At 62.8% G+C, this 12,037-nt stretch carries 10 protein-coding genes and 6 tRNA genes; 2 read left to right on the top strand and 14 right to left on the bottom strand.

Annotated features, from left to right (window positions below; genetic code table 11):
• Positions 1–149 precede the first annotated feature (149 nt).
• Both trxA and rho read left to right on the top strand, forming a co-directional pair.
• Positions 150–476 carry a thioredoxin TrxA gene (gene trxA, locus LQF09_RS07560; RefSeq protein ID WP_002923767.1) on the top strand — a complete coding sequence of 109 codons (327 nt, stop codon included), beginning with the start codon at positions 150–152 and terminating at the stop codon, positions 474–476.
• 172 nt (positions 477–648) lie between these two features.
• Positions 649–1,914 (top strand): transcription termination factor Rho, encoded by a 1,266-nt coding sequence (gene rho, locus LQF09_RS07555; protein WP_157354431.1) that lies wholly within the window; start codon positions 649–651, stop codon positions 1,912–1,914.
• A gap of 102 nt (positions 1,915–2,016) precedes the next feature.
• Here rho and LQF09_RS07550 read toward each other — a convergent pair whose 3' ends face one another.
• From LQF09_RS07550 to LQF09_RS07485, 14 genes are all read right to left on the bottom strand, one after another.
• Positions 2,017–2,874 carry a 3-hydroxybutyryl-CoA dehydrogenase gene (locus LQF09_RS07550; RefSeq protein WP_270069591.1) on the bottom strand — a complete coding sequence of 286 codons (858 nt, stop codon included), beginning with the start codon at positions 2,872–2,874 and terminating at the stop codon, positions 2,017–2,019.
• A gap of 197 nt (positions 2,875–3,071) precedes the next feature.
• Positions 3,072–3,148: transfer RNA gene (locus LQF09_RS07545), tRNA-Asp, on the bottom strand.
• A 66-nt stretch (positions 3,149–3,214) separates the two neighbouring features.
• A tRNA-Glu gene (locus tag LQF09_RS07540) sits at positions 3,215–3,290 on the bottom strand.
• A 28-nt stretch (positions 3,291–3,318) separates the two neighbouring features.
• Positions 3,319–3,394, bottom strand: a tRNA-Ala gene (locus LQF09_RS07535).
• Positions 3,395–3,489: 95 nt separating this feature from the next.
• Positions 3,490–3,566, bottom strand: a tRNA-Asp gene (locus LQF09_RS07530).
• Between the two features lie 59 nt (positions 3,567–3,625).
• Positions 3,626–3,701 (bottom strand) — tRNA-Glu (locus LQF09_RS07525).
• A 23-nt stretch (positions 3,702–3,724) separates the two neighbouring features.
• A tRNA-Ala gene (locus tag LQF09_RS07520) sits at positions 3,725–3,800 on the bottom strand.
• Positions 3,801–3,895: 95 nt separating this feature from the next.
• Positions 3,896–5,314 (bottom strand): FAD-binding oxidoreductase, encoded by a 1,419-nt coding sequence (locus tag LQF09_RS07515; RefSeq protein ID WP_002923763.1) that lies wholly within the window; start codon positions 5,312–5,314, stop codon positions 3,896–3,898.
• Positions 5,315–5,324: 10 nt separating this feature from the next.
• The gene (gene rssA / locus LQF09_RS07510) at positions 5,325–6,293 is read right to left on the bottom strand and encodes a patatin-like phospholipase RssA (RefSeq protein WP_002923761.1); all 969 of its coding nucleotides are present in this window, start codon (positions 6,291–6,293) and stop codon (positions 5,325–5,327) included.
• A 36-nt stretch (positions 6,294–6,329) separates the two neighbouring features.
• Positions 6,330–7,661: a 30S ribosomal protein S12 methylthiotransferase RimO gene (gene rimO / locus LQF09_RS07505; RefSeq protein WP_002923760.1), complete on the bottom strand. Its 1,332-nt coding sequence runs from the start codon at positions 7,659–7,661 to the stop codon at positions 6,330–6,332.
• 75 nt (positions 7,662–7,736) lie between these two features.
• A complete protein-coding gene (gene phaR, locus LQF09_RS07500) occupies positions 7,737–8,333 on the bottom strand; it encodes a polyhydroxyalkanoate synthesis repressor PhaR (protein WP_270069590.1) in 597 nt (198 codons plus the stop codon).
• A 125-nt stretch (positions 8,334–8,458) separates the two neighbouring features.
• A complete protein-coding gene (locus LQF09_RS07495; RefSeq protein WP_002923757.1) occupies positions 8,459–9,199 on the bottom strand; it encodes a beta-ketoacyl-ACP reductase in 741 nt (246 codons plus the stop codon).
• Positions 9,200–9,424: 225 nt separating this feature from the next.
• The gene (gene phbB, locus LQF09_RS07490; RefSeq protein ID WP_002923756.1) at positions 9,425–10,165 is read right to left on the bottom strand and encodes an acetoacetyl-CoA reductase; all 741 of its coding nucleotides are present in this window, start codon (positions 10,163–10,165) and stop codon (positions 9,425–9,427) included.
• Positions 10,166–10,273: 108 nt separating this feature from the next.
• On the bottom strand, positions 10,274–12,019 hold the full coding sequence (locus LQF09_RS07485; RefSeq protein ID WP_037983905.1) for a PHA/PHB synthase family protein: 1,746 nt from the start codon (positions 12,017–12,019) through the stop codon (positions 10,274–10,276).
• Between the last annotated feature and the right edge of the window lie 18 nt (positions 12,020–12,037).

The following is a 12,037-nucleotide window of genomic DNA, read 5'->3' as shown; positions in this document are numbered from 1 at the left end:
GCGCCCCGTAGTCCAGCCCACCCCTACCGCACAACGGCTCGGGAGGCAATCGTCGAGCGCGGCGTCCAGCAGCAAGCCCCATACAAGCATCACAACACAACGAAGTCATCGGCTTTCGTCAACACCCGCTAGCCCTTAAGTGAGGAATCATGAGCGAGCATATCCACTATGTGACTGACGGCAACTTCGAGTCCGAAGTGCTGCAGTCCCAGACCCCGGTGCTGGTCGATTACTGGGCCGAATGGTGCGGCCCCTGCAAGATGATCGCGCCCATCCTCGACGACGTCGCCAAGGACTACGCCGGCAAGCTCAAGATCGCCAAGCTCAACATCGACGAGAACCAGGAAACGCCGGCCAAGTACGGCATCCGGGGCATCCCGACGCTGATGCTGTTCAAGGGCGGCAACGTCGAGGCGACCAAAGTGGGCGCCCTTTCCAAATCTCAACTGACCGCCTTCATTGACAGCAACATCTAAGCCGGACCAGGCTCCGGCCCGCTCTCGCGGCTCCTCGCGTGCCCGTCGCCGTGGCTCGCGTAACCGAGACGGTAATCCCCCCCAGAATCAGCAGAACGACAACGATCTGTTCGACGTCGACAACGGTGGCGAGGAAGGCAACTCCACGCCCCGCGATCCCGACGTGCCTGCTCTGCACCTGTCCGAACTCAAGGCCCTGCATGTCAGCGAACTGCTGCAGATGGCAACGGACGCCGGTGTCGAGGGCGCGAACAGACTGCGCAAGCAGGAACTCGTATTCGCGCTGCTGCGCAACCGTGCCCGCAGGGGCGAACCGATCTGTGGCGATGGCGCACTCGAAGTGCTGCCTGACGGCTTCGGCTTCCTGCGCTCCCCGGACACCTCGTATCTCGCTGCGACCGACGACATCTATGTGTCGCCATCGCAGATCCGGCGCTTCAACCTGCGCACCGGCGACACGATCGAGGGTGAGATCCGCACGCCCAAGGACGGCGAGCGCTATTTCGCGCTCACCAAGCTCGACAAGATCAACGGCCGCCCGCCGGAAGAGTGCAAGAGCAAGATCCTGTTCGAGAATCTCACGCCCCTGCACCCGCAGGAGTGCCTGAAGCTCGAGCGTGAGGTCCGTGGCGAGGAGAACATCACCAGCCGGGTGATCGACATGATCGCGCCGATCGGCAAGGGCCAGCGCGGCCTGCTCGTGGCCCCACCCAAGAGCGGCAAGACGGTGATGCTGCAGCACATCGCGCATGCGATCACGGCCAACCACCCGGACGTAAAGCTGATCGTGCTGCTGATCGACGAGCGCCCGGAGGAAGTGACCGAGATGCTGCGCTCGGTGAAGGGCGAGGTCGTAGCCTCCACCTTCGACGAGCCCGCCACCCGTCACGTCCAGGTCGCCGAGATGGTGATCGAGAAGGCCAAGCGCCTGACCGAGCACAAGTACGACGTGGTGATCCTGCTCGACTCGCTCACCCGCCTCGCACGCGCGTACAACACGGTGCAACCGGCCTCGGGCAAGGTACTGACCGGCGGCGTGGACGCCAACGCACTGCAGAAGCCCAAACGCTTCTTCGGCGCCGCGCGCAACATCGAGGAAGGCGGCTCGCTCACCATCATCGCCACCACGCTGGTCGACACCGGCAGCCGCATGGACGACGTGATCTACGAGGAGTTCAAGGGCACCGGCAACATGGAGCTCCACCTCGACCGCCGCATGGCGGAGAAGCGGGTCTATCCAGCGATCAACGTCAACCGTTCCGGCACCCGTCGCGAGGAGCTTCTGCTCAAGGCCGACGTGCTGCAGAAGGTTTGGATCCTGCGCAAGCTCCTGTACGGCATGGATGACATCGACGCGATGGAATTCCTGCTCGACAAGATCAAGGCCACCAAGGGCAACGCCGAGTTCTTCGACGCAATGCGCTCAGGCCGAGGCTGATTCACTTGCCCTCTGCATCAACACAAACGCCACCTCACGGTGGCGTTTGCATTTGGGCGCCGCCGGCTCCTCCAGGGCTTGCGCCCCGGAGCGCCGAGCGCATCACTTCGCGGGGTAGTCGAAGAAGCCCTTTCCACTCTTGCGCCCGAGATAGCCCGCCTCGAGCATCTCGACCAACAACGGCGCCGGGCGATACTTCGGATCCTTGGTGCCCTCGTACAGCACCTGCATCACAGCCAGTTCCACATCGAGACCGATGAGATCACACAGGGCGAGCGGTCCGATCGGATGGTTGCAGCCCAGCTTCATCGCCTCGTCGATCTCTGCCGCAGTCGCCAGCCCCTCGCCGAGCGCGAATACTGCCTCGTTGATCATCGGGCACAACAGGCGATTGACAACGAAACCCGGGCTGTTCTTCACCTTTATCGGGGACTTGCCGATCGACCGCGCAAGCGCCTCGACGGCTTCATAAGTCGCATCGGAGGTCTGCAGCCCCTTGATGAGCTCTACCAGCGCCATCATCGGCACCGGATTGAAGAAGTGCATGCCGATGACCTGGGCCGGCCGCTGCGTGCTGGCAGCAAGGCGGGTGATCGAGATCGACGAAGTGTTGCTGGCGAGAATGGCCTCAGTTTTGGTCAGCGCATCCAGCTCTGCGAAGATCTTGAGCTTGAGATTGACGTTCTCGGTCGCAGCCTCGATGACGAGGTCGCAATCAGCCAACGCGGAAAGCGCCGTCGCCGTGCCGATGTGCGCCATTGCCGCAGCCTTCTGCTCGGCACTCATCTTTTCCTTCTTCACCAGGCGATCGAGACTGGCGCCAATGGTATCGAGGCCACGCTTAACCTGCGCCTCGGCCACGTCCATCATCACCACATCCATCCCTGCAACCGCGAAGGCTTGGGCAATACCATTGCCCATCGTCCCTGCGCCAACGACACCAACCTTGGTGATACTCATCGTACTTGCTCTCCCGACTGGTTATAAGACACGCACGGACAGACGCACAGGCACGCCCTTTTTCCATACCGTAGCGTATGTTATGAACTTTAGCTGATTCTGCTCACCAGCACCAGCCGGGAAAGCAAAGGCGAGATGGGCACAGATGGGGCAATGGAAAAAGCCCCGAGTCAGAAACCTGACTCGGGGCTTTTTGGTGGCGGAGTGGACGGGACTCGAACCCGCGACCCCCGGCGTGACAGGCCGGTATTCTAACCGACTGAACTACCACTCCGCGCTGATCGACTTCGTGTTTCCACGAAGCTGCAGATTGATCTTTATGACGACCAAGCTGCAATGTTGGCGTCCCCACGGGGATTCGAACCCCGGTTATCGCCGTGAAAGGGCGGTGTCCTAGGCCTCTAGACGATGGGGACTGCAAGCCTACTACTGCAAAAAACCATTTGGTGGAGGTAAGCGGGATCGAACCGCTGACCTCTTGCATGCCATGCAAGCGCTCTCCCAGCTGAGCTATACCCCCACAACAAGTCGGCGATTATAGCTTCTGATCAAGCTCACCGCAAGTGCATCGAATTGTCACCTTCGCTGCACATCAGAGCAAAGCTCTGTTGAAACTGGCGGAGTGGACGGGACTCGAACCCGCGACCCCCGGCGTGACAGGCCGGTATTCTAACCGACTGAACTACCACTCCGCACTAACCTGCACCGGCCTTGCCGGCTTTGCCCCCAGCTCAATGCTGGGCGCTTTGTCTGGCGTCCCCACGGGGATTCGAACCCCGGTTATCGCCGTGAAAGGGCGGTGTCCTAGGCCTCTAGACGATGGGGACTGCGTACTACCAATTCTTCTTTGTGGTGGAGGTAAGCGGGATCGAACCGCTGACCTCTTGCATGCCATGCAAGCGCTCTCCCAGCTGAGCTATACCCCCGTCACCGAAGAGCGCGCATTATAGGAACTAACCCCCACCTTGTAAACCCCCTTGTCACACAATTTCAATTCCTGCCCCCATCTCGCCCTTCTCGCTCAGGCACGCAGCGACAGGACCTTGCCAGGATTCATCAAACCCAGTGGGTCGAGCGCGCGCTTCACAGCCCGCATCATGTCGAGCTCGACCTCAGACTTGTAGCGCAGGATCTCATCGCGCTTGAGTTGGCCAAGCCCATGCTCGGCGGAGATCGACCCGCCAAGGGCTGCAACCTCGTCATGCACGATGCGATTGATCTCAGCCGTGCGCGCTATGAAGGCCGCGTTGGCCTCGACCAGGGGTTGCGATAGATTGTAATGGAGGTTGCCATCGCCGATATGGCCGAAGGCGACGATACGAACACCGGCGTAGCGCGCCTCGAGCACTGCCTTCGTGCGCTCAAGAAACTCCGGTATGCGACTGACCGGCACCGATATGTCGTGCTTGATGCTGACTCCCTCCAGACGCTGTGCCTCGGAGATCTGCTCGCGCAAGACCCACAACTCAGCCGCCTGCGCCTCGGAGGTCGCAAGCACGGCGTCGAGTACCAGGCCACGAGCCATCGCCACCGCCAACGCCTGCTCAAGTTTGGTCGCCAACCCTGAATCGAGCTGTGGGTCGGTCAACTCCAGCAGCACGCCCCAGTCGTGGCCCCGAGCCAATGGGGCACGTGCCCTGGGAATGTGAGCGAGTACGAGTTCAAGCGCGCTGCGACCGACGATCTCAAACGCGCTCACGCGCTCACCGCAGGCGTCGCGCATCAGCCTCAGCAGGTGCACGGCCGCGCGCGGATCGGGCACACCGACCCAGGCGGTGGCACGAGCCCGCGGCAGCGGAAACAGCTTGAGCACTGCTGCGGTGATGATGCCTAGCGTACCTTCCGCCCCCACGAACAGGTGCTTGAGATCGTAGCCAGTGTTGTCCTTGCGCAGGCCACGCAGTCCGTCCCAGATCCGTCCGTCAGGCAGCACTACCTCGAGCCCCAGCACCAGCTCGCGCATATTGCCGTAGCGCAGCACCTGCACGCCGCCAGCGTTGGTCGACAGGTTGCCGCCGATCTGGCAGCTACCCTCAGAGGCCAGTGACAGCGGAAACAGCAGATCTTCGGCGGCAGCAGCGGCCTGCACGCTTGCAAGCGTGCATCCGGCCTCGACGCAGATCGTGCCGTTATCGACATCGAGCGCGCGCACACGGTTCATTCGCCCCATGCCGATCACCACCGCACGCCCGTCGGCGAGCGGCGTGGCACCGCCACACAGGCCGGTGTTGCCGCCCTGAGGCACCATCGGCACGCCCGCGTGCGCGCAGGCGGCCACCACGGCAGCGAGTTCTGCGGTGGTGGCCGGCCGGACGACGGCCTGAGCGGTGCCGTGATAACGCCCCCGCCAGTCGGCAAGGCTCGGCGCCATGTCACCGGCCGCGGTAAGGACGTTCGGCGCCCCCACAATGCCTTGCAAGAGCTCGATCAGGGATGCCATGCCCGCCTCCTCAGTCTGACCTGCCGGTGAGCTCGCGCAACACCGTACGCACGCGGCCGACGGCAGCGACGCCTTCGGCAATTGCCTCATCGGCGCGATGGTAGTCCATCAGGCCGAGCTGGCCGACGCGCGGCGAGATGAGCACGTCGGCAGGATCGCCTGCAAGGCGACTACGAGCGATCCGGACCTGCATGATGTTGATGCTGGAGCTGATCACTGAAGCGAGTGAAGGCGAACTGTCGCTACCGAATGGGATTGCCGCCGACAAGGCATCAATGTCGTCACGCGAGAGTCCCAGGCCGGCCAGCAGGCGCTCGGTCCAGCCGGCCTCGGTTTCCTCGATCGGCACGGGCGCCGCAGCCGTTCGGCGCAGCGCACGCCCGACCATATCCGACCCCAGATCGACCGCAATGACCACATCGGCACCCATCGCCCTGCACAAGGACACCGGCACGGGGTTGACCAGCCCGCCATCTACAAGCAGATGACCCTGGTACATCACCGGCGTCATCAACCCGGGCAACGCAATCGATGCTCTCACGGCTGCGGACACGCTGCCGTCGTGCAGCCAGACTTCACGGCCACTACCCAACTCGGTCGCCACGCAGGCAAAGCGAGCATCGAGCTCGGAGAAGTCGCGATCGATGAAATTGCGCTCGAAGAAACTGATCAGCTTCTGGCCCTTGATCAGGCCACCACGCAGCGACACGTCGAGCAGGGACACGACGTCCTGCCACTTCAGTGTCTCGGCCCAGCGCGTGAGCTTGTCGAGGTCGCCCGAAGCCGCAGCTGCACCAACGAGCGCGCCGATCGAGCAGCCGCTGATCACACGCGGCGCAATACCCTCCTCTGCCAGCGCCCGCAGCACCCCCAGATGCGCCCACCCGCGCGCGGCACCACTGCCCAGCGCCAGGCCAATGACCGGCTCGTGGCCACCATCACGCTGCGGCGGCAGGGCGAACGCCCCCGGAGGAGTCAAGGCCCTGCTCCTGAGACGAACGCGTTTGCCGCGCCGTCAGTCGAGCCTTTCGGCGTAGAGGTCATGGACATCGCAATCCGTGATGCGGACTCGCACGAAGTCGCCCGGCTCCAGCCCTTCGGCATCGGGGATGATCACCAGGCCGTCGATCTCGGGTGCGTCACCTGGCGAGCGCGCCAGCGCGCCATCCTCTTCGATCTCATCCACAAGGACGGTCATCTCGCGGTCGATCTTTGCCTCAAGGCGCTGCGTGGAGATATCTTCCTGGAAGTCCATCAGCCGCGCCCGTCGCTCCTCGCGTACCTCGTGCGGGACGGCATCCGGCAGCTCGTTTGCCGCGGCCCCCTCGACCGGCGAATAGGCAAATGCCCCCACGCGGTCAAGCTGCGCCTCCTCAAGGAAGTTGAGCAGCATCTCGAAATCTTCCTCGGTCTCGCCGGGGAAACCGGTGATGAAGGTCGAACGAATAGTGAGTTCGGGACAGATGCTGCGCCACTTGCGCACGCGCTCGAGCACGTTCTCGGCATTGGCGGGCCGTTTCATCGCCTTCAGGATGCGCGGGCTGGCGTGCTGGAAGGGTACGTCGAGGTAGGGCAGGATCTTGCCCTCGGCCATCAGCGGGATCAGCTCGTCGACGCTCGGGTACGGATACACGTAGTGCATGCGGATCCAGATGCCGAGCTCGCCCAGCGCACGCGCCAGGTCCACAAGGCGGGTCTTGAGTGGCCGCCCACCCCAGAAGCCGGTCCGATACTTGACGTCGACGCCGTAGGCGGAGGTGTCCTGGGAGATGACGAGGATTTCCTTCACGCCAGCATCGGCAAGCGCCTCGGCCTCGCGCATGACCTCGTGGATAGGTCTGCTGACCAGGTCGCCACGCATGGACGGAATGATGCAGAAGGTGCAGCGGTGATTACAGCCCTCGGAGATCTTGAGGTAGGCGTAATGCTGCGGCGTCAGGCGAATGCCCTGCGGCGGCACCAGATCTGTGAAGGGGTCATGAGGCTTGGGCAGGTGCTTATGCACCGCATGCATGACCTCTTCGGTAGCATGCGGCCCGGTGACCGCGAGTACCTGGGGATGCGCCGCCAGCACGACATCGTCTTTGGCGCCAAGGCAGCCGGTGACGATGACCTTGCCGTTCTCGGCCAGCGCCTCACCGATGGCATCGAGCGACTCCTCGACCGCGGCATCGATGAAGCCACAGGTGTTGACCACCACCAGGTCGGCGTCGTCATAGGTGCCGGAGATGCTGTAGCCCTCGGCGCGCAATCGGGTGAGGATGTGCTCGGAGTCGACGGTCGCCTTCGGACAGCCGAGGGAAACGAAGCCGACGCGCGGCAGGTTCGGGGTCTTGAAAGTGGTCATGCGTGGGGAAACCTGTCCGGGGGTCGGCACGAGGGGGTGGCAGAAAGGTTCAGCCGCCCCGCTCGCGTCAGGGCATCACTTGTGGGCGTCGCCCTTGCCGGTCGCGGCGGGCGCATCGGCGCGCTCGTCGCCGGATTTGACGTAATTGGGGAACTGGAAGCCGGTGAACATGTTGCGCGTCTGGCTCTCGAGCTGGCTTTGCATCTGCTCGAACATCTTCTTCGACTGGTCGACGTAGGCGCCCATCATGCTCTGCAGCGCGGGCCCCTGGAAATTGAGGAACTGCGCCCACAGGTCCTGACCGACCGGGCTGTTCTCGCCATAGATCGCGCGCGCCTGGTCCTGAAGCTTTCCCTGCATCTCGGTGAACGCCTTGATGTTGCTTTCAAGGTACTTCCCCATCATGCCTTGCATGGCGTTGCCGTAGAAACGGATCATGTGCGCCAGCAGGTCGCTGGTGAACATGGGCGCACCGCCCGCCTCTTCCTCGAGAATGATCTGGAGCAGGATGCTGCGCGTGAGCTCCTCGCCGGTCTTCGCATCGACGACCTGGAACTCCTCGTTGTTGAGCACGAGCTCCTTGACGTCCGAAAGCGTGATGTACGAACTCGTACGCGTGTCGTACAGGCGACGATTGGGGTACTTCTTGATCAGGCGCTGCTGTTCCTGCATTTCTCCATCTCCTCGACGGCGGTCCGTCCCGCTCTGGGTTGCGGGATCGATTATATCGCGGTGCGAAAACGAAACCCCGCCATTCGACGGGGTTTCGTGATTTCACGCATGCTGCAATGCAGCCATCAGCACATGTGCAAGCCGCCGTTGATGTTGATGGTGGCGCCGGTGATGTAGGCTGCCTTGTCCGACGCGAGGTAGGCGCACAGATCGCCAATCTCGTCCGGACGACCGAGGCGCTTCATCGGCACGGTGTCGATGATGCCTTGGCGGATGTCGTCGCGAATGGCCATGACCATGTCGGTGCCGATGTAGCCCGGTGCGACGGCATTCACGGTGACGCCCTTGGTCGCCAGCTCGGCGGCAAGCGCCTTGGTGAAGCCGAGCACACCCGCCTTGGCTGCCGAATAGTTGGTCTGGCCAGCCTGGCCCTTGACCCCGTTCACCGAGGAGATGTTGACGATGCGCCCCCAGCCACGCTCAGCCATCTTGGCCGACACATGGTGCGTGACGTTGAACAGGCTGTTGAGGTTGGTGCTGATCACCGCGTCCCACTGGCCCTTCTCCATCTTCGGGAAGAACTTGTCGCGGGTGATACCGGCGTTGTTGACCAGCACGTCGATCGGGCCGACCTCGGCCTCGATGCGGGCAACCATGGCGGCGCAGGACTCGTAGTCCGAGACATCGCCCTCAGCCGCGACGAAGTCGAAACCCAGGTCGCGTTGGGCAGCCAGCCAGCCTTCCTTCTGGTCGAAGCCAGGCAGGCAGTTGGCGACAACCTTCATGCCATCCTTGGCCAGCGATTGACAGATCGCGGTGCCAAGCCCACCCATGGCGCCAGTGACGAGAGCGATTTTCTGGGACATCTTGAGATCCTTCAGGAGCAATTTTAGATGCCGACACTCCAGGCTAGACCGGATCCTGGATCACATTCGGCGCTTCTTGCGGCAGCGCATCAACTGCCTTGCGTTCGCATTATAAACACTGTTGACAAATCTTGTTGCAACGCAATAGAACGTGGCATCGAGGCGAAAAAAAAGCGCCCCCTCAGGAGCGCTCCACTGCCGGCTCGGCAAGCCTGCAGGCAGGAATCAGAACATGTGCTGACCGCCGTTGATCGAGATGTTCGCGCCGGTGACGAACGCCGCCTCTTCCGACGACAGGTAGGCCACCAGACCGGCGATCTCTTCCGGCTTGCCAAGGCGCGACACGGGAATCTGCGGCAGGATCTTCGAGTCGAGGATCTCCTGCGGGATGGCCATCACCATCTTGGTGCCGATGTAGCCCGGCGAGATGGTATTCACGGTCACGCCGTTACGTGCGACCTCGAGCGCAAGCGCCTTCGTGAAGCCGTGCATGCCGGCCTTGGCAGCTGAATAGTTGGTTTGACCGAACGCCCCCTTCTGACCGTTGACCGAGGAGACGTTGATGACGCGCCCCCACTTGCGCTCGACCATGCCGTCCATGACCTGCTTGGTCATGTTGAAAACCGAGTCGAGGTTGGTGCTGATCACCGCATCCCAGTCCGCCTTGGTCATCTTCTTGAACGTCATGTCGCGGGTGATACCGGCATTGTTCACCAGCACATCGACCGGTCCCACTTCCCGAGTCACCTGCTCCACGCAAGCCTTGGCCGAATCGAAATCGGCAACGTCGCAGGGATAGGCCTTGAAGCCGTAGCCCATGTTGTTCATGGTCTGCAGCCACTCTGCCGCCTTGCTGTTACCCGGCGAATGCGTCGTCACAACCTTGTAGCCCAGCGCCGCGAGCTTGATGCAGATCGCCTCGCCCAGACCACCCATACCACCGGTTACCAGTGCAACTCTAGACATTGTTCTCTCCTCTCCCTAGACGGGGTTCTTGTGTGCCGGACGGGCTTCAATCGTGACGACAGCGCCCGCCCCAACGCTGTCGCCGCAAATCTGGTCGAGACAGACGGATCAGGCACGCTCCTTCACGTAGCGTCCCGGAGCCGGCTCGATCGGCTCATAGCGCGTGCTGCCGAGACGCCCTCGCGCCGCAACCTGCTTGCCGCCATGCGGACGCAACCATTCGATCCAGTTCAGCCACCAACTGCCCTTGTGCTCTGTCGCACCTTCGAACCACTCATCAGGGTCGGTCGGCCGCCCTTCAGCGGTCCAGTAGCTGCGCTTGTTCTTGGATGCCGGGTTGATCGCACCAGCGATATGCCCGCTCGCGCCGAGCACGAACGTGGTGTCGCCGCCCAGCAGGTTGCGCGCAAGGTAGGCGCTCTTCCATGGCACGATGTGATCTTCGCGTGCCGCAAGCAGGTAGGCGGGCATATCCACCTTGGCAAGATCGACCTTCTGCCCCAGCATCCGGAGCTTGCCCGGCACTCGCAGGTTGTTCTCGAGGTACATGTTGCGCAAGTACCAGGTCAGGAAAGGCCCGGGCAAGTTGGTCGAATCAGAATTCCAGTACAGCAGGTCGAAGGCCGCAGGCTTGTTGCCCTTGAGGTAGTTGCCGACGACATACTGCCAGACCAGATCGTTGGCACGCAGGAAGGAGAACACGTTCGCCAACTCCTGCCCCTTGAGCACGCCGCCCTTGCCGATCGCTGCCTCGCGCGCGGCCACGCCGGCCTCATCGACCAGGCAGCCCAGCTCGCCCGCATCCGAAAAATCGAGCAGCGTCGTCATCAGAGTGAGGCTCGCCACCGGGTCCTCACCACGCGCCCGCGCCACCGCGAGCGCCGAGGTCAGGATGGTGCCGCCGACGCAAAAACCGAGCACGTTGGGTTTCTTTACGCGGGTCACCGCGCGCACGACATCCAGCGCTGCCAGCGGCCCCTTCTCCAGGTAATCGTCCCAAGTGAAATGCCCGCCCGACTCCGGACGGGGGTTCCGCCAAGACACCAGGAATACGGTGAAGCCCTGCTCTACCGCGAATCGAACCAGGGAGTTCTCCGGCTGCAGATCCATGATGTAGAACTTGTTGATGCAGGGCGGCACGATCAGCAGCGGCGCCTGCGCCACCTTCTCGGTCAGCGGGGCGTACTGGATGAGCTGCATGAGCTCGTTCTCGAAGATCACCGAGCCCGGCGTCAGTGCCAGGTTACGGCCGATCTCGAAGGCCGAGTCATCGGTCATCGAGATGCGCCCCTTCTCGAGGTCGCCGAGCAGGTTCTGCACGCCACGCGTGATGCTCTCGCCCTTCGTCTCAAGCGCGGTCTTGATGAACTCGGGATTGGTCGCCGCAAAGTTGCTCGGCGACAAGGCATCGATGTACTGCCGGGTCAGGAACTGAATGCGCGACTTCGCGCGGCCGTCGGCGATCGGCATGGCCTCGGCAACCTGGGTGAGCAACTCGGCGTTGAGCAGGTAGGCTTGGCGCAGGTAGTCGAACACCGGACTCTCACTCCACTCCGGCGCGGTAAACCGTCTGTCGCCCGGCGGCGGCTGAACAACGGCCGGCGCAGGCTCGCCGTCCTTACGCGCAAGCATCGACGACCACAGCTGGGCGTGCTTCTCCGCGTAGGCCTTCTGGATGGCGCCAAGGGTCTCCGTCTCGGGCAGCGGCAGCTTGGGAGCCGCTACGCCCGAGGAATCCTGCATTGCCGCATGCTGTCGCGCCAGCGCGTCGAAGAAGGTCTTCGCCATGGACTGTCCCGCCTCGAACATGGCCTGCACGCCAGGCGGCGTCCCCTTACCCGCTGAATCCGACATTCACATCTCCCCAAGCTG

Origin of the sequence: Thauera sp. WB-2 (assembly GCF_027594845.1) — a bacterium.
Classification (GTDB): Bacteria; Pseudomonadota; Gammaproteobacteria; order Burkholderiales; family Rhodocyclaceae; genus Thauera; species Thauera mechernichensis.
Note: the sequence above shows the minus strand (reverse complement) of the source record. Positions and strands in the feature narration are given on the sequence as shown.